Annotated in this window: 21 protein-coding genes; 6 read left to right on the forward strand and 15 right to left on the reverse strand. The window is 67.4% G+C overall.

Annotation, left to right across the window (positions count from 1 at the left end):
- The 4 genes from AC3ITM_RS16175 to ubiE form a co-directional block, all read right to left on the reverse strand.
- Positions 1 to 732: a hypothetical protein gene (locus AC3ITM_RS16175; RefSeq protein WP_489266477.1), complete on the reverse strand. Its 732-nt coding sequence runs from the start codon at positions 730 to 732 to the stop codon at positions 1 to 3.
- Between the two features lie 387 nt (positions 733 to 1,119).
- Positions 1,120 to 3,045: a M1 family metallopeptidase gene (locus AC3ITM_RS16180; protein ID WP_489270124.1), complete on the reverse strand. Its 1,926-nt coding sequence runs from the start codon at positions 3,043 to 3,045 to the stop codon at positions 1,120 to 1,122.
- A gap of 99 nt (positions 3,046 to 3,144) precedes the next feature.
- Positions 3,145 to 4,011, reverse strand: a complete 867-nt coding sequence (locus tag AC3ITM_RS16185) for a GGDEF domain-containing protein (protein ID WP_228885348.1) — start codon at positions 4,009 to 4,011, stop codon at positions 3,145 to 3,147.
- Between the two features lie 69 nt (positions 4,012 to 4,080).
- Positions 4,081 to 4,842: a bifunctional demethylmenaquinone methyltransferase/2-methoxy-6-polyprenyl-1,4-benzoquinol methylase UbiE gene (gene ubiE / locus AC3ITM_RS16190; protein ID WP_489266479.1), complete on the reverse strand. Its 762-nt coding sequence runs from the start codon at positions 4,840 to 4,842 to the stop codon at positions 4,081 to 4,083.
- 123 nt (positions 4,843 to 4,965) lie between these two features.
- Here ubiE and AC3ITM_RS16195 point away from each other — a divergent pair, with 123 nt between their 5' ends.
- The 4 genes from AC3ITM_RS16195 (at position 4,966) to AC3ITM_RS16210 (ending at position 6,847) form a co-directional block, all read left to right on the forward strand.
- Positions 4,966 to 5,418: a nucleoside deaminase gene (locus AC3ITM_RS16195; RefSeq protein ID WP_228885346.1), complete on the forward strand. Its 453-nt coding sequence runs from the start codon at positions 4,966 to 4,968 to the stop codon at positions 5,416 to 5,418.
- A gap of 254 nt (positions 5,419 to 5,672) precedes the next feature.
- Complete coding sequence (locus AC3ITM_RS16200; protein WP_489266481.1) at positions 5,673 to 5,963, forward strand: hypothetical protein; 291 nt, start codon at positions 5,673 to 5,675, stop codon at positions 5,961 to 5,963.
- Between the two features lie 62 nt (positions 5,964 to 6,025).
- A complete protein-coding gene (locus AC3ITM_RS16205) occupies positions 6,026 to 6,358 on the forward strand; it encodes a hypothetical protein (RefSeq protein WP_489266483.1) in 333 nt (110 codons plus the stop codon).
- A gap of 69 nt (positions 6,359 to 6,427) precedes the next feature.
- Entirely contained in the window at positions 6,428 to 6,847 is a 420-nt protein-coding gene (locus tag AC3ITM_RS16210; RefSeq protein WP_489266485.1) for a low affinity iron permease family protein, read from the forward strand.
- An 18-nt stretch (positions 6,848 to 6,865) separates the two neighbouring features.
- On the opposite strand, the gene AC3ITM_RS16215 is transcribed toward AC3ITM_RS16210, so the two are convergent.
- The 3 genes from AC3ITM_RS16215 to smeD are packed head-to-tail and all read right to left on the reverse strand — an operon-like array spanning position 6,866 to position 12,623.
- A complete protein-coding gene (locus tag AC3ITM_RS16215; protein WP_489266487.1) occupies positions 6,866 to 8,260 on the reverse strand; it encodes an efflux transporter outer membrane subunit in 1,395 nt (464 codons plus the stop codon).
- A complete protein-coding gene (gene smeE / locus AC3ITM_RS16220; protein ID WP_489266489.1) occupies positions 8,253 to 11,429 on the reverse strand; it encodes a multidrug efflux RND transporter permease subunit SmeE in 3,177 nt (1,058 codons plus the stop codon). Before smeE ends, AC3ITM_RS16215 begins: the two co-directional genes overlap by 8 nt.
- A gap of 12 nt (positions 11,430 to 11,441) precedes the next feature.
- Entirely contained in the window at positions 11,442 to 12,623 is a 1,182-nt protein-coding gene (gene smeD / locus AC3ITM_RS16225) for a multidrug efflux RND transporter periplasmic adaptor subunit SmeD (protein WP_489266491.1), read from the reverse strand.
- Positions 12,624 to 12,851: 228 nt separating this feature from the next.
- On the opposite strand from smeD, the gene AC3ITM_RS16230 reads away from it, so the two are divergent.
- Complete coding sequence (locus AC3ITM_RS16230) at positions 12,852 to 13,520, forward strand: TetR family transcriptional regulator (protein ID WP_489266493.1); 669 nt, start codon at positions 12,852 to 12,854, stop codon at positions 13,518 to 13,520.
- A 561-nt stretch (positions 13,521 to 14,081) separates the two neighbouring features.
- Here AC3ITM_RS16230 and hslU read toward each other — a convergent pair.
- The 8 genes from hslU to AC3ITM_RS16270 form a co-directional block, all read right to left on the reverse strand.
- Positions 14,082 to 15,458, reverse strand: coding sequence for an ATP-dependent protease ATPase subunit HslU (gene hslU, locus AC3ITM_RS16235; protein WP_489266495.1), 1,377 nt, complete (start codon positions 15,456 to 15,458; stop codon positions 14,082 to 14,084).
- Between the two features lie 209 nt (positions 15,459 to 15,667).
- Positions 15,668 to 16,219: an ATP-dependent protease subunit HslV gene (gene hslV, locus AC3ITM_RS16240; RefSeq protein WP_019183676.1), complete on the reverse strand. Its 552-nt coding sequence runs from the start codon at positions 16,217 to 16,219 to the stop codon at positions 15,668 to 15,670.
- A 91-nt stretch (positions 16,220 to 16,310) separates the two neighbouring features.
- Positions 16,311 to 17,201: a tyrosine recombinase XerC gene (xerC, locus tag AC3ITM_RS16245; protein ID WP_489266497.1), complete on the reverse strand. Its 891-nt coding sequence runs from the start codon at positions 17,199 to 17,201 to the stop codon at positions 16,311 to 16,313.
- Positions 17,202 to 17,213: 12 nt separating this feature from the next.
- Positions 17,214 to 17,891 (reverse strand): DUF484 family protein, encoded by a 678-nt coding sequence (locus AC3ITM_RS16250; protein WP_489266499.1) that lies wholly within the window; start codon positions 17,889 to 17,891, stop codon positions 17,214 to 17,216.
- Positions 17,888 to 18,739: a diaminopimelate epimerase gene (dapF, locus tag AC3ITM_RS16255; protein WP_489266500.1), complete on the reverse strand. Its 852-nt coding sequence runs from the start codon at positions 18,737 to 18,739 to the stop codon at positions 17,888 to 17,890. Before dapF ends, AC3ITM_RS16250 begins: the two co-directional genes overlap by 4 nt.
- Positions 18,732 to 18,968, reverse strand: coding sequence for an LPS translocon maturation chaperone LptM (gene lptM / locus AC3ITM_RS16260; RefSeq protein WP_489266501.1), 237 nt, complete (start codon positions 18,966 to 18,968; stop codon positions 18,732 to 18,734). The genes dapF and lptM overlap by 8 nt, the downstream gene beginning before the upstream one ends.
- A gap of 154 nt (positions 18,969 to 19,122) precedes the next feature.
- Complete coding sequence (locus AC3ITM_RS16265; protein WP_489266503.1) at positions 19,123 to 19,548, reverse strand: YbaN family protein; 426 nt, start codon at positions 19,546 to 19,548, stop codon at positions 19,123 to 19,125.
- A gap of 61 nt (positions 19,549 to 19,609) precedes the next feature.
- Positions 19,610 to 21,730 (reverse strand): S9 family peptidase, encoded by a 2,121-nt coding sequence (locus AC3ITM_RS16270; protein WP_489266504.1) that lies wholly within the window; start codon positions 21,728 to 21,730, stop codon positions 19,610 to 19,612.
- A gap of 189 nt (positions 21,731 to 21,919) precedes the next feature.
- Here AC3ITM_RS16270 and AC3ITM_RS16275 point away from each other — a divergent pair, with 189 nt between their 5' ends.
- A complete protein-coding gene (locus tag AC3ITM_RS16275) occupies positions 21,920 to 23,107 on the forward strand; it encodes a pyridoxal phosphate-dependent aminotransferase (protein WP_228885330.1) in 1,188 nt (395 codons plus the stop codon).
- Positions 23,108 to 23,162 lie beyond the last annotated feature (55 nt).

The following is a 23,162-nucleotide window of genomic DNA, read 5'->3' on the forward strand; positions in this document are numbered from 1 at the left end:
TCATTGCCACCACGTGGGCATGCGCTGGCTGTCTACCCCGCCGGTCTCGAACACCGCCGTACGGGTACCGCCGGCCTTGACCGGGAACTCGATGCTGATCGCCTTGGCCTTGCGCGCCAGCTTCCACAGCGCCTTCTGGTCGGTGATGAACATGGCGATCGCCTCGTCGGTATCGGGCCGCCAGGCGGCCATGGCGATCGGCTTGCCGCCGTCCACGCTGACCTGCACCTTGCACTGCGGGCAGCGGAAATCGCCGGCCTGCAGTACCAGGTAAGCATGCCGCTTCCACTCGGGATGGTCGCGGAACACCAGCTGCACCGGCTTGGCGCCGCTGCCATCCACGTCCACCCGTTCCTTGCTGTAGATCTGCGCCGAGACCTGGCTGCCTTTGCCGCCCACCGCAACCTGGTTGTACTGCCACAGCCCCTGCAGGCGGCGCAGTTCGCGTGCCGCATCGGCCTTGGCCTTGACCTCGGCGTAGCCCGGTTCGATCCGCGCGGCCACGTCGGTGTCCTTGTACTGGTCCAGCAACGCGCCGCCATGGATGCGCGCGGTCTCCCATTGCTGGGCGGCCACGGCCATGTCGTACTGCTTGGCCACCCCTTCGGCCTTTGCCTCCAGCTGCGCCTTGGCGGCCGCGGCAGCAGCCTGCTGCGCCTTGCGTTCTTCCTCGGGGTTGCTGCAGGCCACCAGCGCCAAGGCACAGGCGGCGGCCAGGATCAGTCGTTTCATTGCGTGCTCCCAATCGGTGAAAACGCCTGCCGGCGTGACTAGGGTACTTTAGCAACCCGTGGTGGATGGACGCATGACCGTGAACAGGCGTGGCGCACGGCCGGGCCTTGCGGCGGACGGACCTTGCGCCCCATTGGTAGGGTCGGTTCCCAAACGACCGCCGATGACGCGCATCGGCGCGGCGAACGCATGACCCGTGCCGGGGCCGCCTTCGTTTCGGGGTCATGCCATCAATGAACATTGCGCAGGCCACCGGCGGTCGATCGGGATGCGACCCTACCAGGCCTTGCGGCGAACGCGCACAAAAAAACGGCGGGTTTCCCCGCCGTTTTCAGGCATTGCAGCGCGCGGTGCTGGTTGGCCGCGGTTGCCGGCCAGCGGCCGGCACTACTTGCTTGCCTTGTCCAGCATGTCCTGCACCGAAGCGGTGGTGATCGGGTGGTAGCCCGGCTTGGCCTTTTCGAAAGCGGCCTTGGCGAAGGCCAGCCCCTCGGGAGTCTTCACCAGTTCGGCGTAGATCGGCAGGATCAACTTGCGGCGGCCGACGCGTTCAATGAAGGCTGCGGCAGGCGCATTGGCTTCGGCATAGCCGCTGCGGATCGCCAGCGGGTACCAGCGCATGGCGATCTCGCCATTGGCGCTGCCGGTGAAGTGGTAGGCCTTGTCCAGCGCGGCCAGCTTGGCCACCGGCAGGGTCTTGCCCAGGCCGTCGATGAAGTGCACCCATTCCTGGGTGCCCCACTCGCCGGTGATCTGCTGGGTCGGCAGCGTGCCGCTGCCATCCCAGGCGATGCGCGCGGTATCGACGATGGAGAAGTTGCGCGAACGCGCCTTGGCCGCAAACGCCGGGATGCCCGGCTCGTCCAGCCATGCCTTCAGTTCGGCGTCGGTGACCGCACCGGGCTTCTTGGGCAGCAGGTTCTTCTTCAGGTACACGACGAACTGGTCGGTGTTGGCGCTCTGGAAGGCATGGTCATCGAACCAGCCACGCAGGAACGGATCGAAGGTTTCACGGCCAAAACGCTGTTCCAGGAACTGCAGGAACCAGGCGCCCTTGACGTAGGCCACCTGGCTCAGCGCGTCGTCCGGGTCGCGCTGGGACAGCGGCGGCAGGGCCAGGGCCTGGTCGGCCGGGCTCTTGTCCTTGAGTTCGGCCAGCAGGTCGTTCTGGTCGATCTCGCGCTCCATTTCGGCCATTTCCTGGCCATACAGCGCTTCGGTGATGCGGCCCTGCACGTAGGTGGTGAAGCCTTCGTTGAGCCAGATGTCCTTCCAGCTGGCATTGGTCACCAGGTTGCCCGACCAGCTGTGCGCCAGCTCATGGGCCACCAGCGAGACCAGCGACTTGTCGCCGACGATCACGGTCGGGGTGGCGAAGGTCAGGCGCGGGTTTTCCATGCCACCGAACGGGAACGACGGCGGCAGCACCAGCATGTCGTAACGGCCCCAGCGATACTCGCCGTACAACTTCTCGGCCGCACCGATCATCTTTTCGGTGTCTTCGAACTCCTTGGCAGCCTTGCCGACCATGGTCGGTTCGGCCCACACGCCGGAGCGGCCGGAGATCGGCTCGAACACCAGGTCGCCGGCGGCGATGGCCAGCAGGTAGGACGGGATCGGCTGCGGCATCTTGAAGGTGTAGTCACCGTCACGCGCGGCCTTGGGATCGTTGTCGGCGCTCATCAGCACCATCACGTCCGGGCGCGAGACCACGTGCGCGCTGTAGGTGAAGCGCACGCTCGGGGTGTCCTGCAGCGGCACCCACGAACGGGCGTGGATGGCCTGGGACTGGCTGAACATGAAGGGCAACTGCTTGCCTTCGGTCATCGACGGCTCCAGCCACTGCAGGCCCGAGGCGGTCGGTGCGGTGTGATACGTGATCACGATCTTGGCCGGCTGGACCGGGGTCTCGATGCTCAGCTTGCTGCCGAACACCTTGTCGACCGGGGCCAGCACGAACTGCAGCGGCGATGCCTTGCCGTCGGCGTCGATCGCCTCGACCTTCTCCACGCTCAGCTCGCGGGTATCGAGCACCAGCTGCTTGGCGGCCTTGTCCTTCCACTCCAGGGTGTAGGTGGCGGTGCCGCCGATCTGCCTGGCGTCGAAGTCCAGCTTCAGGTCCAGCGCCAGGTCCTTGATGACCACCTTGTCCGGCTCGGCGTAGGAGCTTTCGTCATGGCTGCGGTTGTCGGCTTTCATGGCAGTGCTCGCCGGCGCGGTGGCGGTGGGGGCGGCAGTGGGTGCCGACGGTTCTTTGGAGCAGCCGGCGGCGAGCGCAACGGCCAGGGGGAGCATCAGCAGGGGAGACCGCAGCAACGAAGATCGCATGGATATCGGGACCGATCAGGGGTAAACCACCAGTTTACCCCCTGTCCGCGCCACCCGGCAGCGCAACGCGCCCGGCCTGCGCATTCAGTCGTCTTCGCAAAGCAGCCGCGCGCCCCCGGCATATTTGGCCCGGTACATCGCCGCATCGGCGCGCTGGTACAGCCCGCGCAGGTCTTCGCCGGGGCGGTAGGCCGCGCCGCCGGCGCTGGCCTTGAGCGGCATCGCGCCGTTGCCGCCGGCCTGGTCCAGGCGGGCCAGCCAGCGCCGCAGCCGTTCGCAGGCGACCTCATGGCCGGCCTGGACCACCAGCAGGAATTCATCGCCGCCCCAGCGCCCGATCCAGTCGCCCGGTTGCAGCCAGTGCCGCGCCGATTCCACCAGCTGCACCAGCACCTGGTCGCCGGCCAGGTGGCCGTGGGCGTCGTTGATCGGCTTGAGGTTGTCCAGGTCGACCACGAACAGGCTCAACGGCTGCCGCTGCGCCTGCGCCTGGCGCGCCGAATCGGCCAGGGCCTGTTCGCAGCCGCGCCGGTTCAGTGCCTGGGTGAGCGGATCGAGCAGCACGCTGCGGCGCAGGTCGCGCAGGCCGGCATCGACCCCGTGCAGGCTGCGGTTGATGCTGTGCAGCAGCCGCCCGATCTGGTCATGGCCCAGGTCCGGCAGGTGCGGCAGGCGCTGTTCATCGTAATACGCCTCCAGGGCGTCGGCCGCCTGCCGCAACGGCGCCATCAACCGGTGCAGCGCGGCCATCACGATCGCCGCGCCAACCACGGTGGCGCCCAGTACCACCCACACCAGCGTCCAGCGCGCGCCATCGGGCGACGGGCCGCCACCGGCCATCCACAGCAGCAGCACCAGCAGCGGCACGTGCACGCCGGCAAACACCACCGCCATCAGCCGGGCGCTGAACGACCGGGGCAACACGCGGCGCAGGCCGCGGTACAGATGCATGGCAGGCCCTCGTTGACAGCCTGCCTGCCAGTGTCGCCGAGCGCGCTCAGCGGGAACCGGAACTGGGTCTCAAACTTTATAGCCCGAGTGAATCGATACGATTCCGCCAGTAAGATTTTTGTAATGGCAGCGCGCGAACCCGGCCTCGCCCATCATGGTCTTGAGCTGTTCCTGCGGCGGATGCTTGCGGATGCTCTCGGCCAGGTACTGGTAGCTGGCGCCGTCGCGCGCGAACAGCTGGCCCAGCTTGGGCAGGATCTTGAACGAGTGGAAGTCGTAGATCGGCTTGAACCAGTCGGCGGTGACCTCGGAGAATTCCAGCACCCGCGCCTGGCCGCCCACCTTGAGCACGCGGTACATCTCGCGCAGCCCGGCATCCTTGTCGGTAACGTTGCGCAGGCCAAAGGCAATGGTGACCAGGTCGAAGCTGGCGTCCGGGAACGGCAGCGCCTCGGCATTGCACTGCACATACTCCAGGCCCGAAACCAGGCCGCGGTTGGTCAGCCGGTCGCGGCCGACCGAGAGCATGCCGGCATTGATGTCGCCCAGCACCACCTCGCCTTCCTCGCCCACCCGTTCCTTGATCAGCGCGGCGATATCGCCGGTGCCGCCGGCCAGGTCGAGCACGCGGTCGCCCGGCTTCACCTGCGCGGTGGCCACGTAGTAGCGCTTCCACGCCCGGTGGATGCCCAGGCTCATCAGGTCGTTCATCAGGTCGTAGCTGCGCGCGACCGAGGTGAACACTTCGCCCACCAGCTTCTGCTTGTCCTTTGCGGCGACATCGCGGAAGCCGAAATGGGTGGTGCCATTCTTGTAGGGGGATTCGCTCATGGGCCGATTATCGCAGCATCGGCGCCGCTGCGGCAGGCCGGGGCTGCGACGGGGTGCCGCAGCGGGACGGGCCGGGGCCTGCCGGGGCCACTATCATGGTGGTCCAGACAGCCCGGAATGCCCATGATCACCACCCCCGACTACACCGCCCTGCTTGAAACCGCCATCGCCGAAGCCCGCCAGGGCCTGGCCGAAGGCGGCATCCCGATCGGCGCGGCGCTGTACCACAACGACGGCCGCCTGCTCGGCTGCGGCCACAACCGCCGCGTGCAGGAAGGCGACCCGTCGGTGCACGGCGAGACCGACGCCTTCCGCAAGGCCGGGCGCCAGCGCCGCTACCAGGACACCATCATGGTCACCACCCTGGCCCCGTGCTGGTACTGCAGCGGGCTGGTGCGCCAGTTCAACATCGGCACCGTGGTGGTGGGCGAATCGGTGACCTTCCAGGGCGGCATCGACTGGTTGCGCGAGCACGGCGTCAAGGTGATCGACCTGCAGAGCCAGGCCTGCATCGACCTGCTCGGCGGCTTCATCGCCGACCATCCCGAGGTCTGGAACGAAGACATCGGCGAGTAAGCCACTCTGGGCACGGCGCGCGATGCACGTCCGGCATGCCGATGCACGCGCCCGGGCCGCTCGCCCCGGCGCGGCGTTCTGAACGCTTCAGTTGCGCCGGGAACGATGAACGCGCTGCGCCCGCAGCGTCTGCGCCGCATCGCGCGCCGTCCCGCGCGGATCGGTCGCATGCACCGAACACGCGGCGATAACAAACCGGTGGCGGCGACCGCCTATGGTGAGGGCACAGGGGGCACCATCGTCGAGGAGACGCCATGCATGCCCGAATACGCCGCACCACCGCTGTCGATGCCGGCCTGATCCAGGCCCGGGAACAACTGCAGGTGCATTACGCCCGATACCACAACACCGCGCCGTTCTGGAGCGCCTACCAGGCAATCCAGGACCGGCTGACCGGCGCACATCCGCGACACCGCCTGCACATCTGCAACCAGATGGCCGGCCTGGCCGAACGCCTGGGCTTGGTGGAGCGCGCGCAGCTGCTCGGCAGCCCGCTGCCGGGGCCGTTCCGTGACGCCGGCCACACTGAGTCGACATCGCCATGACATCGCCTGCACCGCGTTTTACGCACTCTCTTACTATTCCTTCCCCGCACATCGACGCAACCATGTCTTCCGCCACGCCTTCCATTCCCGCCGTGATCGATGTCGACGCCGAACTCGGCTATTGGCGCCAACGCCATGCCGACGGCCTGCTCGGGCCCGGTGCGTTCAACCACTACGTGCCCTGGATCAAGTTCGCCTGCGATTGCCTGATCACCCACCCGCGGGCCAGTGACGAACAGCGCGATGAAATGTTCCAGACCCACTACGCACTGATGATCATGCCGCGCCTGAACCAGGCGCAGGCCCGCCAATTCGTCGAGCAGTGCTGGCAGCACGTCTACCTCGCCGGCCACCAGGACCCGGCCGCGCATCCGCGATTGGGCGCGCGCGCCTGACCCTGCGCTGCACGCGGCCTGCACGGCGCGCATCCAATGATGGGGCACCACAGCTACCCTGCCCCGTCGATGAAACTACGCCGTGTGTTCAACCTGGTCGCAAAGAAGGCGTCCTATGCCACCGGGACGCCATGGACCTTCCTTGCCGCCGTCAGCATCGTGGTGGCGTGGGCGGCCAGCGGCCCGATCTTCCAGTTCAACGACACCTGGCAGCTGGTGATCAACACCGGCACCACCATCATCACCTTCCTGATGGTGTTCCTGATCCAGCACAGCCAGAACGCCGATACCGCCGCGATCCAGATCAAGCTCGACGAGTTGATCCGGGTCACCGCGCAGGCCAACAACGAACTGCTGGACCTGGAAGAACTGGACGAGGAACGCCTGGAGGAAATCCGCCGCGAGTACGAGCGCATGGCCCGCGAGGCAGGCGATGCACTGGAACGTGCACGCCGTTGCCACGGCGACGGGCGGGGCGAGGACCGCTAGCCCCGGCCCGAGGCCGGCTTACGACCCCCGTTCGTGCCAGCCGCCGCCCAGCACCTTGTACAGGGACACCTGGTTGGACTGTTGCGCCAGCTGGGTGCTGACCAGCGACTTGCGCGCGGTGTAGGCGGTACGGCGTGCATCAAGCAGGGTCAGGAAGCTGTCCAGCCCGGCATCGTAGCGTGCCTGGGAGAGCTGCCGGGCCTGCTCGGCCGCCGCCACCAGGGCCTGCTGCGAGGACAGCTGCGCATCCAGACTGTCGTTGAGCGCCAGCGCGTCGGCCGCTTCGCGGAAGCCGGACTGGATCGCCCGCTCGTACTGCGCCAGCGCGATGTCGCGGTCGGCGGTGGCCACGCCGAGGTTGGCGCGCAGCTTGCCGCCCTGGAAGATCGGCAGGTTCAGCTTGGGGATGAAACTCCATGCACGCGTGCCGCCGTCGAACAGACCCGACAGCTCCGAGGACGCCGAACCAATGCTGCCGGTCAGGCTGATCGAGGGGAAGAACGCCGCGCGCGCCGCGCCGATGTTGGCATTGGCCGACAACAGCACATGCTCGGCGGCCATCACATCCGGGCGGCGCAGCAGCACATCGCCGGGCACGCCGGCCGGCAGCGGCCGCAGCGCGGCCACCTCGGTCACCTCGGCCTGCGGCAGCAAGGCCGCATCGACCGGGCCGCCGGCCAGCAGCACCAGCGCGTTGCGGTCCTGCGCGACCTGTCCGGCAAAGCGCGCCACGTCGGTGCGCGCGGTTTCCACCAGGGTGCGGGTCTGGCTCAGTTCCAGCGACGATGCCCCGCCCAGTTGGTGGCGGGCCTCGGTCAGCCGCAACGAATCCTCGTAGGTGGCCAGGGTGTCCTGGGCGATGCGCAGCTGCTCGCTGTCCGCACCCAGGGTCAACCAGGCATTGGCCACCTCGGCCACCAGCGACAGCTGTGCGCTGCGGCGGTTGGCGGCCTGGGCGAAGTACTGTTGCAGCGCCGCCTGGCTGAGGTTGCGCACCCGCCCGAACAGGTCCAGTTCGAACTCGACCACGCCCAGGTTGGCGCTGAACTGCTCGCTCACCGGCACATCGCCGCCGCTGCGGGTCATCTGCCCCTGCACGCCCAGTGCCGGCACGCGGTCGGCGCGCTGGATGCGGTACTGCGCGCGCGCCTTCTCCACGTTGAGCACAGCCACGCGCAGGTCGCGGTTGTTGTCCAGCGACTGGCTGATCACCGCCTGCAGGCGCGGGTCGGCGAAGAATTCGCGCCAGCCGATCGCGTCCACCTCGACGCTGGCGGCGTTGCCGTCGGCGGCCGTGGCCGGCCACTGCGCCGGGATCGCCGGGGCGACCTCGGTGCTGGCCGGCACCAGCGTGGCGCAGCCGGACAAGGCCAGCGCCACGGCCACGGCAAGCAGGGAAGAAACCTTATTCATGGGTACCACCTTCCGGCGTATCGCCGTGCTGCCCGCGGCTTGCCGCCGGGTAGGTCTTGCCGCGGTTGAATACCCGCTGCACCACCACGAAGAACAACGGGATGAAGAACAGGCCCAGCACCGTGCCCACCACCATGCCGCCAAGCACGCCGGTGCCGATCGCACGCTGTGCGCCGGAGCCGGCGCCGGAGGCGATCGCCAGCGGCAGCACGCCCAGGCCGAAGGCCAGCGAGGTCATGATGATCGGGCGCAGACGGTCGCGCACGGCATGCATGGTCGCCTCGATCACGCCGACGCCCTTCTCCAGGTTTTCCTTGGCGAACTCCACGATCAGGATCGCGTTCTTGCTGGTCAGGCCCACCGTGGTCAGCATCGCCACCTGGAAATAGATGTCGCGCTCCATGCCGCGCATGCTGTTGGCCAGCACCGCGCCGAGGATGCCCAGCGGCGCCACCAGCAGCACCGAGGTCGGCACGCTCCAGCTTTCATACAGGGCGGCAAGGCACAGGAACACGATCAGCAACGACAGCGTGTACAGCAGCGGCGTCTGCGAGCCGGCCTGGCGCTCCTGGTAGGACAGCGCGGTCCATTCGATCTCAAAGCCCGGCGGCAGGTCCTTGGCGATGCGTTCGATCTCGGCCATGGCGTCGCCCGAGGCCACGCCCGGGGCCGGTTCGCCCTGGATTTCCATCGCCGACACGCCGTTGTAGCGTTCCAGCCGCGGCGAACCGTAGTCCCAGCGCTTGGAGGCGAAGGCACTGAACGGCACCATCTCGCCCTGCCCGTTCTTGACCGACCACAGGTCGAAATCGTCCGGGTTCATGCGGAACTGCGCATCGGACTGCACATAGACGCGCTTGACCCGGCCACGGTCGATGAAGTCATCGATGTAGCTGCTGCCCCACGCCGCGGCCAGGGTCTGGTTGATCGAGCCCACCGACAGGCCCAGTGCGTTGGCCTTCTCCACGTCCACGTCGATGCGCAGCTGCGGGGTGTCTTCCTGGCCGTTGGGGCGCACGTTGGCCAGCAGCTTGCTCTGCCCGGCACCGCCGAGCAGCTGGTTGCGTGCATTGAGCAGGGCGTCGTGGCCCTGGCCGCTGTTGTCCTTCAGGAAGAAGGTATAGCCCGACCCGATACCCAGCTCGGGCATCGCCGGCGGCGGGAAGGCGAAGATGAAGGCGTCCTTGATCTGGCCCAGCGCGCCCATCGCACGCCCGGTGATCGGGCCCACGCCCTGGTCGGCGCTGCGCTCCTTCCAGTCCTTGAGCTTGATGAAGGACATGCCGGCGTTCTGGCCCATGCCGGCGAAGCTGAAGCCCTGCACCGAGAACACCGATTCGACCGCATCGGTTTCGTTCTTCAGGAAGTGCTCTTCCAGCTGGTACATCGCTTCCAGGGTGCGCTCCTGGGTGGCGCCGACCGGGGTCTGCACCAGCGCCATCAGGATGCCCTGGTCTTCATTGGGCAGGAACGAACTGGGCAGGCGCATGAACAGCAGGCCCATCACCACCGTCAGCGCGGCAAACACGCCCATGAAGCGCCACGGCCGGGCCAGGATGCCCTTGACGCCGCGCTGGTAGGTTTCGCTGGAGCGGTCGAAACCGCGGTTGAAGCCGTTGAAGAAACGGCCCGACCAGCCCCGGTGCGCCACATGGTGCTCGCCCTTCTTCAGCGGCTTGAGCATGGTCGCGCACAGCGCCGGGGTCAGCACGATGGCCACCAGCACTGATAGCGCCATCGCCGACACGATCGTGGCCGAGAACTGCCGGTAGATGACGCCGGTGGAGCCGCTCATGAACGCCATCGGCACGAATACCGCCGACAGCACCAGGCCGATGCCGACCAGGGCGCCGGTGATCTGGCCCATCGATTTGCGGGTGGCCTCCAGCGGCGACAGCCCCTCTTCGGACATGATGCGCTCGACGTTTTCCACCACCACGATGGCGTCATCGACCAGCAGGCCGATCGCCAGCACCATGGCGAACATGGTCAGCATGTTGATCGAGAAGCCCAGCGCGGCCAGGATGCCGAAGGTACCCAGCAGCACCACCGGCACCGCGATGGTGGGAATCAAGGTGGCGCGGAAGTTCTGCAGGAACAGGTACATCACCACGAACACCAGCACGATCGCTTCGATCAGGGTCTTGATCACGCCCTTGATCGAGACCTGCACGAACGGGGTGGTGTCATAGGGCACCACCGATTCCAGCCCGGCCGGGAAGTTGGCCTTCATGTCCTCCAGCGCGGCGCGCACGCCATTGGCGGTGTCCAGCGCGTTGGCGCCGGTGGCCAGGGTGATGGCGATACCCGTGGACGGCTTGCCGTTGTAACGGGTGACGAAGTCGTAGCTTTCCGCGCCCAGTTCGACCCGGGCCACGTCGCGCAGGCGCAGCTCGCTGCCGTCGGCGCCGCCGCGGACCAGGATGTTGCGGAACTGCTCGGGGGTCTGCAGGCGGTCCTGCGCGTTGATGGTGGCGTTGAGTTGCTGGCCCTTGATCGACGGCGCGCCGCCGAGCTGGCCGATGGCGACCTGCGCGTTCTGCGCGGTGATCGCCGCGGTCACTTCGGCCACCGACAGCTTGTAGGTGTGCAGCTTGTTGGGGTCCAGCCAGATGCGCATGGCGTACTTGCCACCGAACACCTGGATGTTGCCCACGCCCGGCACGCGGCTGAGCGGATCGACGACATTGGAACCGACGTAGTCGGAGATGTCGTTGGCATCCATGCTGCCGTCGTTGGACACAAAGCCGATCACCTGCAGGAAGCCGCTGCTGGACTTGGCCACGTTGATGCCCTGCCGCTGTACTTCCTGCGGCAGCAGCGGCATGGCCAGCTGCAGCTTGTTCTGCACCTGCACCTGGGCGATGTCCGGGTTGGTCCCGCTCTCGAAGGTGAGGGTGATGGTGGCCTGGCCGTTGGCCGAGCTGTTGGAGGAGAAGTAGATCAGGCCATCGATGCCCTTCATGTTCTGCTCGATGATCTGGGTCACCGAGTCTTCGACCACCTTGGCCGATGCACCCGGGTAGGAGGCGCTGATCTCCACCGCCGGCGGTGCCACTTCGGGGTACATCGAGACCGGCAGCTTCACCACCGCCAGCGCGCCGGCGAGCATGATGATGATCGCGATCACCCATGCAAAGATCGGGCGATCAATAAAATAACGAGCCATTGGATTCTCCGCTTACTGCTTGTCGGCCGCAGCCGCCGGCGCTGCCGCGGCCGGCTTGGCCGGGGCGGCCCCCATCTCGGTGGCCTGCACGGGCATGCCCGGCTGGATCTTCTGCAGCCCTTCGACAATGACCTTGTCGCCGGCCTTCAAGCCGTCCTCGACCAGCCACTTGTTGCCGACCGCGCGGCTGACCTTGACCGGGCGCACTTCGACCTTGCCGTCCTTGCCGACCACCATCGCGGTGGTGTCGCCCTTGGGATCGCGCGCGATGCCCTGCATCGGCACCAGGATGCCGTTCTCGCGCACGCCGCTGCCCACCTGGGCGCGCACGTACATGCCGGGCATCAACACCTGGTCGGGGTTGTCGACCTTGACCCGCAGCGCATAGCTGCCGGTGGCCGGGTCCACGCTGACTTCGGAGAACTCCAGGGTGCCCTTGTGGCTGTACTCGGTGCCGTCATCGAGCAGGATGGTCACCGGCAGGGTCTGGTTGTCCTGCAGGCGGCCGCTGGCCAGTTCGCGGCGCATCTGCAGCAGCTCGCTGGCCGACTGGGTCAGGTCCACGTAGATCGGGTCCAGCTGCTGCACGGTGGCCAGCGCGTCGGCCTGGCCGGCGGTGACCAGCGCGCCCTGGGTGACCGAGGACTTGCCGATGCGGCCGCTGATCGGTGCGGTGATGCGCGCATAACCCAGGGTGACATTGGCCGCATCCAGCGCGGCCTTGGCCGCGCCGACATCGGCGTCGGCCTGCTTCTGCGCGGCCACGGCGTTTTCCAGGTCCTGCTTGCTGACCGCGTCGACCTTGGCCAGCTCGGTGATGCGGCGTGCGCTCAGGCGCGCGGCATTGGCGGTGGCTTCGGCGCGGGCCAGCTGGGCGCGGGCGCTGTTGGCCTGGGCGCGGTAGCTGGCGTCGTCGAGCTGGTACAGCGGCTGGCCGGCGTTGACCAGGCCGCCCTCGGTGAACAGGCGCTTGGCGACAATGCCGCTGACCTGGGGGCGTACTTCGGCGACCAGGAAGGCATTGGTGCGGCCGGGCAGTTCACGGGTCAGGCCGACCTGTTCGGCCTTCAGGGTGGCCACGGTGACCTGGCCGGGGCCGCCCTGCGGGCCTTCCGGCCCGGCACCGCCACAGGCGGACACGGTCAGGGCGATCGCCAGGGACAGCGCGAGGAGACGGTACGGGGTTCTGGACATGGTGGGGGCTCAGAGGAAACGAAAAGGGTCGCCCGCCACCGGAACCCGCCGGAAACGCGGGAGTACGGCCAACAGGTCGTTGAATAGCTGCAGATCCATGGGGTATGGGCGTAGCGCAGGTACGCGCGGCCCTCACCGGGGATCAGTGGGACGGAAATATACATACATGCATGTTTGTTTGTAAAGCGGTACAATTCAGGCCGGTTTCATCCAGCAATTGCACAGCGCATGGCCAGAAAGACCAAAGAAGAAGCCCAGGCCACCCGTGCGGGCATCCTGGACGCGGCCCAGGCCTGCTTCCATGAGTTCGGGGTGGCCGGCACCAGCCTGGCGATGATCGGCGCCCGGGCCGGCTATACCCGCGGCGCGGTGTACTGGCACTTCAAGAACAAGACCGAAGTGCTGACGGCGATGATCGACCGCGAGCGCGTGCCGTTCATCGAACGGCTACGGCGCACCACTTCGTCCAAGCGCTCCACCCCGGTGCTGGACCTGCGCTCGGCGTTGCTGGTGTCCTTCCAGGAGCTGGCCGACGACGAGCGCCTGCGCAAACTGATGGAGATCATGCTGCGCAACGACCTCTCGGTGGAAAGCCAGGCGATGCAGGAATTGCAGCTGGAAGCCTCGCGCGAGGAACTGGGCATTTTCGCCGCCGCCTTCCAGCGCGCGCGCGAACTGGGCCAGCTGCGCGAGGGGGTGGACGTGGACACGGTGGCGCGCATCGTCAGCACCAGCCTGACCGGGGTGCTGTACAGCGCGATGCTGGAGCCGGAGTTGTTCGAGATCAAACGCGACGGCGCGCAGACGCTGGACGCGATCCTCAGCGCGTTCGTGAAGCCGGGGGTGTTCACCCCGGGAGCGCCGCCGACCGCGTTGCCTACCGAGGACGAGGCTTAAGGCGTAAGGCCAAAGCCAGATCCAAGGCAGATTCCGCCTGCTCGTGGCTGGGCGGGGCGGTGTGGGTTCGCGGGACACGCCGCAAGTACGTCCGTGTAGGCTCGTGAGCGCCATCCATGGCGCCCAACGGTCCCGCGAACCCACACCGCCCCACCCTCGACAGTGGGCTGGTGGCCATGGGATACGCAACAGCCAACGCGCGCGCGAATTGCTTGGACATCCCTGTACTTACTGCGGAATCGTCCCTCTTGTTCAAGGCGACGAATTTGCAGCACCTCCTTGGCCTGAAGGCGCGTTGGGCCGTTGCTCTCTCTGTGCGCGACAGAAGTGTGTCCAGGTCGGGGGCGTGGGAGCACGCGGGACCGTTGGGCGCCATGAATGGCGCTCACGAGCCTCCAGGGATGGATTCACGGCGTGTCCCGCGTGTTCCCGCGCCCCCGACCCAACCGGCGCATACGTCACACGTAACGCCTTTGAACCACCGCGTCCAAAGCGCCAGCAAAAAAAAAGCGGCGACGCTTTCGCGCCGCCGCTTTCCTACCACCCGACTGTTGTGATGCGTTACAGGATGTAGCGGCTCAGGTCCGGGTCCTTCACCAGTTCGCCCAAGTGCGCATCCACGTATGCCTGGTCGACGCTGATGGTCTCGCCATCGCGGTCCGGGGCTTCGTAGCTGAGCGTATCGAGCAGGCGCTCCAGCACCGTATGCAGGCGCCGCGCGCCGATGTTCTCCTGGCGCTCGTTGACCTGGAACGCAATCTCCGCGAGGCGATCCACCGCATCGTCGGTGAACTTCATCATCACGCCCTCGGTCTGCAGCAGCGCTTCGTACTGCTTGGTCAGTGCCGCCTTCGGCTCGGTCAGGATGCGCACGAAATCGTTCTTGCTCAGCGCGCCCAGCTCCACCCGGATCGGGAAACGGCCCTGCAGTTCGGGAATCAGGTCGCTGGGCTTGGCCAGGTGGAACGCGCCGGAGGCGATGAACAGGATATGGTCGGTCTTGATCGTGCCGTACTTGGTCGACACATTGGAGCCTTCCACCAGCGGCAGCAGGTCGCGCTGCACGCCCTCGCGCGACACATCGCCGCCCGATGAACCCGCTTCACCGCGCTTGGCCACCTTGTCGATCTCATCGATGAAGACGATGCCGTGCTGCTCGCAGGCCTCGATCGCCGCGCTGCGGATATCGTCCTCGTTGACCAGCTTGCCGGCTTCTTCCTCGACCAGCAGCGGGCGCGCCGCCTTGATCGACAGCGTGCGCTTCTGCGCCTTGGCCCCGCCCATGCTGGAGAACATCTGGCGCAGCTGCTGGCCCATTTCCTCCATGCCCGGCGGGGTCATGATGTCCATGCTGACATTGGCCGACACTTCCAGTTCGATCTCGCGCTCGTCCAGCTCGCCGTTGCGCAGCATGCGGCGGAACTTGATCCGGGTTTCATTGTCCTGCGCCGACGGCTCGTTGCGCGCCGCCTCGGCATCGAAACCGATGCCCACGCTGCGGCGCGGCAACAGCGCGTCCAGGATGCGGTCTTCGGCACGCTCCTCGGCCTGGGTGCGCACCCGTACCTTGGCCTGTTCGCGGTACAGCTTGACCGCTGTGTCGGCCAGGTCGCGGATGATCTGCTCCACGTCCTTGCCCACATAGCCGACCTCGGTGAAACGGGTGGCTTCGACCTTGACGAACGGCGCATTGGCCAGCGTGGCCAGGCGGCGGGCGATCTCGGTCTTGCCCACGCCGGTCGGGCCGATCATCAGGATGTTCTTGGGCATCACTTCATTGCGCAGCTCCACCGGCAACTGCATGCGCCGCCAGCGGTTGCGCAGCGCGATGGCCACCGCGCGCTTGGCGTCGTGCTGGCCGACGATGTGGCGGTCCAGCTCCTGCACGATTTCGCGCGGGGTCATGGTGGCGGAAGAAACTTCAATCTTGTGCGGCATGGGTGTGCTCACGAGTGAATTTGGTTTGTTGCAGTTGCCGGCCAGCGGCCGGCACTACGCCATATATCGGGTGCAGAATATATCGGGTGCAAAGCCCCCTGAGTCAGGGGGCGGCCGCGAAGCGGCGGGGTGTGGGTGCTGGTGAGAAGGGACCCGCGGTTTGCGCAGCAAAGCGTGGGGCGGCAGCGCGAATGCGATGACGGTACCCGTTACAGCTCCTCAACCACCACGTTGCGATTGGTGTAGATGCAGATGTCGCCAGCGATGTTGATCGATTCGGTGGCGATCGTACGGGCGTCCAGTTCGGTATGCGCCATCAGCGCACGCGCGGCCGACAAGGCGTAAGAACCGCCGGAGCCGATCGCGATGATGCCGTCTTCGGGCTCGATCACATCGCCGGTGCCGCTGATGATCAGCGAAGTGTCCTTGTCGGCCACGGCAAGCAGCGCTTCGAGCTTGCCCAGGCGGCGCTCGGTGCGCCAATCCTTGGCCAGTTCCACCGCCGCGCGTTGCAGCTGGCCATGCTTTTCCAGCTTGGCCTCGAACAGCTCGAACAGGGTGAAGGCATCGGCGGCGGCGCCGGCGAAACCAGCCAGCACCTGGCCCTCGCGACCCAGCCGGCGCACCTTGCGGGCGTTGCCCTTCATCACCGTGTGGCCGAGCGTGACCTGACCATCGCCGGCGACGGCGACATGCCCGTTGCGGCGCACCGAAATAATGGTGGTGGCGTGAAATACGTTGGGGTTCTGACTGGGGTCCATGGAGCCTCCGGGGTGACAGAGACTTACGTGGGGTCGTTGCCCGGGGCTTCAAGCCACCGGCCCCTGCGGCCCGTTGCCGCAGCGGATCGATTCAGCTTTCGTTGCCGCCGGTACGCCGCTTGGCACGCGGGTGCGCGGCGTCGTAGACCTTGGCCAGGTGCTGGAAATCCAGGTGGGTGTAGATCTGGGTGGTGGCGATATCGGCATGCCCGAGCAGCTCCTGCACGCCGCGCAGGTCGCCGGACGATTCCAGGATATGGCTGGCAAAGCTGTGCCGCAGCATGTGCGGGTGCACGTGCTTGAACAGGCCCTGGCGCTGGGCCAGCTGGCGGATCCGGATCTGGATGGCGCGCTGGGTGATCGGCCCGCCCTTGCGCCCCGGGAACACCGGCTGCGCCTCGCCGCCGCCGCTTTCGCTGCGCCAGCCCTGCAGCGCGGTGCGCGCGTGCGAGCCGAACGGCACGCGGCGCTGGCGGTTGCCCTTGCCCAGTACGTTGACCAGGCCGGTGGCGAAATCCAGATCGCGCCAGATCAGCGCGCACAGTTCACTCAGGCGCAGCCCGGAGGAATAGAACAGCTCCAGCAGCGCGCGGTCGCGCAGGCCCAGCGGCACATCGGTGGGCAGTTCGACCAGGCGCACCGCCTCATCGGCGTCGAGCACCTGCGGCAGCTTGCGCGGCGCCTTGGGCGCCTTCAGCCCGGCCGCCGGGCTGGCCTCGATGCGGTGGTGCTTGAGCAGCCAGGCATAGAAACTGCGGCAGGCCGACAGGCGCCGTTGCAGCGACGTAGGCGACAGCCCGCGGCGGTGTTCGGCGGCGATGAACTGGCGCAGCTGCTCGCCGGCCAGCGCGACGATGTCCGTGCCCTGCCCCTGCGACCAGGCGTCCAGCGCGTCCAGATCGCGCCGGTACGCATCCAGGGTGTGCACCGACATCCGCCGCTCCACCTGCAGGTAGGCCAGGAACTGCTGGACCGCATTCATCGCCGTGCCGGCTCAGGCCCGCGGGAAACGCTTCAGCGCCACGACCAGGGCTTCGCCCATCATGCGCAGGAACAGCGTGCCCATGCCCGGGTAGAAGCGGTTGCCGTCATGGCTGCCGACCGCGATCAGGCCCACGCCCGGCAGCGGCAGCAATGCACTGGACTGCACCTCATCGACGCGATCGCCATACAGCACCGTGTTTTTCTCCGCCTGCAGGCGGCCGCAGATCGGCTCGCCGTCCTGCAGGCAGTCGCCGAACGCGGCCAGCAACGGGCTGCCGGCATCGATCTGCTGCAGCCAGGGCGCCTGCTCCAGCCCGGCCACCGGTTGCAGCACCACCAGCCGCACCAGGTCGCCGGCGAAGTCTTCTTCCAGCGAGGCGGCCATCGCCCGCAGGGTGTCGGCGGCCGAATCCTGCTTCATCAGCGCCAGGGTCAGCTGGTGGGTGCGCACCGCCAGGCGTTCGTTGACCTGCGCATTGGCGGCCAGGTCGGCCAGCCGCCGCGACAGCTCGCGGTTCTTGTCGCGCAGCACTTCCAGCTGGTAGCTGGCCAGCGATGCGGTCGGGCCGTCATCGCGCGGCACCACCAGGGTCAGCGCCAGGTCCGGAAACTGCTTGAGGAACCCCGGGTGCCGACGCAGCCAGGCGGCGACTTCATGCGCACCGATTTTCTCGACGGTTTCGTTCATGCATTCCACTCCCCTTCAAAGACGAAGGCAGCCGGCCCGGACATCACCACCTGGGCATCGTCGGCCGGCCAGCGCAGGCGCAGTTCGCCGCCCGGCAGCGACAGCGTGGCGTCGCGCCGCAGGCGGCCGCGTTGCATCATCACCACCGCCGCGGCGCAGGCACCGCTGCCGCAGGCCAGGGTTTCGCCGACGCCGCGTTCGAACACGCGCAGGCGCGCATGCTGCGGGTCGATGACCTGCACGAAGCCGACATTGACCGACTGCGGGAAGGTGGCGTGCTGCTGCAACAAGGTACCCAGGCGCTCGACCGGTGCGGCGTCGATCAGGCCCACTTCGATCACCGCATGCGGGTTGCCCATCGATACCGCGCCAAAGCGCACCGTGTCGCCCTGCAACGGCAACAGGTATTCATCGCGTGCCCGCGCAAAGCCGAGCAGCGGCACATGCTGCGGCTCGAAGCGCGGCACGCCCATCGCCACGGCGTACTGATCGTCGGCCAGGCGCTCGATGGCATGGGTGGCCAGCGGGCTGTCGATGCTGAAATGGTCGCCGCTGGCCGCACCATCGCGGACCAGCCAGGCAGCCACGCAACGCGCACCGTTGCCACATTGTTCGGACTGGGAGCCATCGGCGTTCCAGATCCGGTAGGACGCCACCGAACCGTCGGCACGCGGCGGCTCGATGGTGAGGATCTGGTCGCAGCCAACGCCGGTATGGCGGTCGGCCAGGCGCGCGGCCAGGGCCGGCGTGGGCTGGGCCGTACCGTCACGCAGGTCCAGTACCACGAAGTCGTTGCCGGCGCCGTGCATTTTGCTGAAACGCAGCGCCGGGGAAGCGGCCTTATTCATTCCCGTCTTCGGATTTCAGCGGTGCCTGGGCCGGATCGGGCACCACTGGCGGCGCCTCGGTGGCGTCGGCATCGGCGGGAACGGCATCGGCGGCCGGCTCGGCCACCTCTTCGACCGGCACCGGCTTCTGCGGCAGCACCAGCGGGCCCTTGTTGCCGCAGGCGGCAAGGAGAAGCAGCGAGGCCGCTGCCAACGGAATCAGAATTCGGTTGCGATGGAGGATGCTCATGCCCCGAGTATAACTGTGCCCTCCCCGGTAGTGCCGGCCGCTGGCCGGCTCCCCACGAAGGTGGGTTCATGCGCGGCTGGTCGGTAGTGCCGGCCGCTGGCCGGCAACCCGGGACGCCCTCAGGATGTGCGTGGTTGCCGGCCAGCGGCCGGCACTACGGCCCGGTCGGCGGCAGCGGGCGGCTCCACAGCCAGAGGGCCACTGCAGCCATGCAGCCGATCGACAGCCATTTGACCCAGGCGATCGGCACGCACCACAGCATGATGCCGGCGCAGACGGCCATGGTCAGGGTGGCCATCCACTTGGCGTACCGGCTGACCGCGCCATGGGCCTGCCAGTTGCGGATGGCCGGGCCGAAACGCGGGTGCTGCAGCAGCTGGTTGTGCAGCCGCTCCGAACCGCGCGAGGCGGCCCAGGCCGAAATCAGGATGAACACGGTGGTGGGCAGGCCCGGCACGAAGATACCGACGATGCCGGTGCCCAGGCTGGCATAGGCCAGCAGCCACCACGCCCAGCGCAACCGCACCGCCGGCCGTGGCGCGGCGGGGTCGGCAGGGGCGGGGCGTTCGGGCACGGTCATGCAGGCAGCATAGCGAGGCCGGGCAGAGACCGCGATGGCCCCATGCCCGGCGCAGGCACGGTCAGCGCGCCGCCGGCGTCACGCCCAGCTGGTCGAGCACGAAGGCATAGGCCTCGGCCAGCTCGTGATACCGCTGGAAGCGCCCGGACTTGCCGCCGTGGCCGGCTTCCATGTTCGTGCGGAACACGATCGGATGGGTGCCGGTGTTGTCATCGCGCAGCTTGGCCACCCACTTGGCCGGTTCCCAGTACTGCACCTGCGAATCCCACAGGCCGGTGCCGATGAACAGCGCCGGGTAGGCCTGCCGGCGCACGTTGTCGTATGGCGAATACTTGAGCATGTAGTCGTAGTACTGGCGCTGTTCGGGGTTGCCCCACTCGTCGTACTCGTTGGTGGTCAGCGGGATGCTGGCATCGAGCATGGTGGTGACCACGTCGACGAACGGCACCTGCGCCACCATCACCCGGTAATCCTGCGGGGCCTGGTTGGCCACCGCGCCCATCAGCAGGCCGCCGGCGCTGCCCCCGGAGGCGGCCACGCGGTCCTTGGACGCATACCCCAGGCGCACCAGTTCGCGGGTGACATCGACGAAGTCGTTGAAGGTGTTCTGCTTGTTCAGCAGCTTGCCGTCCTCGTACCAGGCGCGGCCCATTTCCTCGCCGCCGCGGATATGCGCGATGGCGTAGACCACGCCGCGGTCGAGCAGGCTGACCACGGTCTGGTTGAAGCCGGGGTCCATCGACATGCCGTAGCTGCCGTAGGCGTACTGGTACAGCGCGGCGCTGCCGTCCTTCTTGAAGCCGTTGCGGTAGACCAGCGAGACCGGCACCTTGGCCCCGTCGCGCGCGGTCACCCAGACCCGCTCGGTGGTGTACTGCGACCGGTCGTAGCCCAGCACCGGCTGCTGCTTGAGCTGGCGGCGCTCGCCGGTGACGGTGTTCAGCTCGTAGGTGGTGGTCGGGGTGGTCATCGAGTTGTAGGCGTAGCGCAGCCACGGGCTGTCCGGCTCGGGGTTGGCGGCCAGGCCCATCGAATAGGCCGGCTCATCGGCCTTGACGTAGTCCTGGCGGCCGTCCGGGTACAGCAGGCGGATCCGCTCCAGGCCGTTGGAGCGTTCGGCGATGGCGGTGAAACCGTCGAACAGTTCGAAGCCTTCGACCAGCACCGCCTCGTCGTGCGCCACCCAGTCGGTCCACTGCTTGCGCGAGGTGGCGTCGGTGGGCGCGGTGACGACCTTGAAGTTCTTCGCGCCGGCATCGTTGGTGCGGATCACCCAGCGGCCGTCGAAGTGATCGGCGTCGTACTCCACATCGCGCGCGCGCGGGGCCAGCACGGTGAATGCCTGCGGATCGGCGGCCGGTGCATAGCGGGTTTCCGAGCTGACCGTGCTGTGCAGTTCGATGGTGAGGAACCGATCGTCGCGGGTACGGCCCACGCCCATGTAGAAGCTGTCGTCCTTCTCTTCGTAGACCAGCACATCGCTGCTGGCCGGGGTGCCCAGCACATGCTTCTTGACCCGCACGGTGAGCAGGGTCTCCGGATCGTTCTCGACATAGAACAGGGTGCGGTTGTCATCGGCCCAGACCACGTTGGCCGCAACGTTCTCGATGCGGTCCTCCAGCACCTGCCCGGTGCGCAGGTCCTTGAAGCGGATCACGTACTGGCGGCGGCCGACATCGTCCTCGGCCCAGGCCAGCAAATGGTTGTCCTGGCTGACGTCGGCATCGCCGACATCGAAGTAGCTCTTGCCCTGGGCCATCACGTTGATGTCCAGCAGGATCTCTTCGGGTGCCTCCATGCTGCCCTTGCGGCGCGCCTGGATCGGGTAGTCCTTGCCGGTCTCGAAGCGGGTGTAGTACCAGTAGCCGCGATCGCGGGCCGGCACGCTGGCATCGTCCTGCTTGATCCGCGCGACGATCTCCTTGTACAGGGTGTCTTCCAGCGGCTTGAGCGGGGCCAGCAACTGGTCGGTATAGGCATTTTCCGCATTCAGGTAGGCCAGCACCCTGCTGTCTTCGCGCTTGTCATCGCGCATCCAGTAGTAATCATCGTTGCGGGTCGCCCCGAACGGAGCCTTGACCGTGTGCGGATGCTTCTCGGCGTCGGGCGGGGTCGGCACGGGGGCGGCATGCGCGGTGGAGATCATCAGGCTGGCAACCAGTAGGCAAAGGGCGGGTTTCATGAAATAGGGCTCTGGGCGGGGGAATGCAATGGCGCGCGGATCCGGCCCGGTCTGGACGGGCCGGGGACGCGGCAAGCAGCGCCGCACCGTGCCGCTACGATAACAATGATGAACGCCTCGCCACGCGCCCGGAGCGCGAACAATCGATGAAAAGCGTCCTCCTTGCCGATGCCGCCTAGAATCACCGGCATGAGCATCCCTACCCCCACGGCCGGCTACAGCCGCCGCAGCCAGGACATCGAACCCTTCCACGTGATGGCCCTGCTGGCCCGCGCGCAGGCGCTGGAGCAGGCCGGCCACGACGTGATCCATCTGGAGATCGGCGAGCCGGACTTCACCACCGCCGCGCCGATCGTGCAGGCCGGCCAGGCCGCGCTGGCCGCCGGCCATACCCGCTACACGGCCGCGCGCGGCCTGCCCGCCCTGCGCCAGGCGATCGCCGGGTTCTACCAGGACCGCTACCAGGTACAGGTCGACCCCGAGCGCATCCTGGTCACCCCCGGCGGCTCGGGCGCACTGCTGCTGGCCAGCAGCCTGCTGGTCGACCCGGACAAGCACTGGCTGCTGGCCGACCCGGGCTACCCCTGCAACCGGCACTTCCTGCGCCTGGTCGAGGGCGCCGCGCAGCTGGTGCCGGTAGGCCCGCAGACCGCCTACCAGCTCACCCCCGAATTGGTCGGGCAGCATTGGAACGCGGCCAGCGTCGGCGCACTGGTGGCCTCGCCGGCCAACCCCACCGGCACGGTGCTGTCGGCCGCGCAGCTGGCGGCGCTGTCGCAGGCGCTGAAGGCGCGTGGCGGCCACCTGGTGGTCGATGAAATCTACCACGGCCTGACTTACGGCATGGATGCGGCCAGCGTGCTGCAGGTGGACGACGAAGCGTTCGTGCTGAACAGCTTCTCCAAGTACTACGGCATGACCGGTTGGCGGCTGGGCTGGCTGGTGGCGCCGAAGCAGGCGGTAGCGGACTTGGAAAAGCTGGCGCAGAACCTGTACATCAGCGCGTCGAGCATCGCCCAGCATGCCGCCCTGGCCTGTTTCGAGCCGGACACGATCGCCATTTTCGAGCAGCGCCGCGCGGCCTTCCGGCAGCGCCGCGACTACCTGCTGCCGGCGCTGCGCGCGCTGGGTTTCCGCATCGAGGTGGAGCCGGAGGGCGCGTTCTACCTGTACTGCGACGTCAGCGCGTTCACCGATGATGCGCAGGCGTTCTGCGCGCATTTCCTGGAAACCCAGCACGTGGCCTTCACTCCCGGCCTGGACTTCGGGCACCACCGTGCGAACGCGCATGTGCGGCTGGCCTACACCCAGGAGGTGCCGCGGCTGGAAGAAGCCGTGGCGCGGATCCGGCGCGGGTTGGAGACGTGGGTGCGCTGACAGCACCGTCCGACCATTGGTCGGACTTGCTTGGGGGCGGGAAAAGACTTTCTTC

Source organism: Stenotrophomonas sp. KH_029, assembly GCF_057839765.1.

Bases quoted from the DNA above. Each gene is read 5' to 3' on its own strand.
- AC3ITM_RS16215 (WP_489266487.1), bottom strand. From the start codon at position 8,260: ATGAATAAGGTTTCTTCCCTGCTTGCCGTGGCCGTGGCGCTGGCCTTG.
- smeE (WP_489266489.1), bottom strand. From the start codon at position 11,429: ATGGCTCGTTATTTTATTGATCGCCCGATCTTTGCATGGGTGATCGCG.
- smeD (WP_489266491.1), bottom strand. From the start codon at position 12,623: ATGTCCAGAACCCCGTACCGTCTCCTCGCGCTGTCCCTGGCGATCGCC.
- ubiE (WP_489266479.1), bottom strand. From the start codon at position 4,842: ATGAGCGAATCCCCCTACAAGAATGGCACCACCCATTTCGGCTTCCGC.
- AC3ITM_RS16175 (WP_489266477.1), bottom strand. From the start codon at position 732: ATGAAACGACTGATCCTGGCCGCCGCCTGTGCCTTGGCGCTGGTGGCC.
- xerC (WP_489266497.1), bottom strand. From the start codon at position 17,201: ATGAATGCGGTCCAGCAGTTCCTGGCCTACCTGCAGGTGGAGCGGCGG.
- AC3ITM_RS16265 (WP_489266503.1), bottom strand. From the start codon at position 19,548: ATGACCGTGCCCGAACGCCCCGCCCCTGCCGACCCCGCCGCGCCACGG.
- dapF (WP_489266500.1), bottom strand. From the start codon at position 18,739: ATGAATAAGGCCGCTTCCCCGGCGCTGCGTTTCAGCAAAATGCACGGC.
- AC3ITM_RS16250 (WP_489266499.1), bottom strand. From the start codon at position 17,891: ATGAACGAAACCGTCGAGAAAATCGGTGCGCATGAAGTCGCCGCCTGG.
- lptM (WP_489266501.1), bottom strand. From the start codon at position 18,968: ATGAGCATCCTCCATCGCAACCGAATTCTGATTCCGTTGGCAGCGGCC.
- AC3ITM_RS16270 (WP_489266504.1), bottom strand. From the start codon at position 21,730: ATGAAACCCGCCCTTTGCCTACTGGTTGCCAGCCTGATGATCTCCACC.
- AC3ITM_RS16185 (WP_228885348.1), bottom strand. From the start codon at position 4,011: ATGCATCTGTACCGCGGCCTGCGCCGCGTGTTGCCCCGGTCGTTCAGC.
- hslU (WP_489266495.1), bottom strand. From the start codon at position 15,458: ATGCCGCACAAGATTGAAGTTTCTTCCGCCACCATGACCCCGCGCGAA.
- AC3ITM_RS16205 (WP_489266483.1), top strand. From the start codon at position 6,026: ATGTCTTCCGCCACGCCTTCCATTCCCGCCGTGATCGATGTCGACGCC.
- AC3ITM_RS16200 (WP_489266481.1), top strand. From the start codon at position 5,673: ATGCATGCCCGAATACGCCGCACCACCGCTGTCGATGCCGGCCTGATC.
- AC3ITM_RS16195 (WP_228885346.1), top strand. From the start codon at position 4,966: ATGATCACCACCCCCGACTACACCGCCCTGCTTGAAACCGCCATCGCC.
- AC3ITM_RS16275 (WP_228885330.1), top strand. From the start codon at position 21,920: ATGAGCATCCCTACCCCCACGGCCGGCTACAGCCGCCGCAGCCAGGAC.
- AC3ITM_RS16210 (WP_489266485.1), top strand. From the start codon at position 6,428: ATGAAACTACGCCGTGTGTTCAACCTGGTCGCAAAGAAGGCGTCCTAT.
- hslV (WP_019183676.1), bottom strand. From the start codon at position 16,219: ATGGACCCCAGTCAGAACCCCAACGTATTTCACGCCACCACCATTATT.
- AC3ITM_RS16230 (WP_489266493.1), top strand. From the start codon at position 12,852: ATGGCCAGAAAGACCAAAGAAGAAGCCCAGGCCACCCGTGCGGGCATC.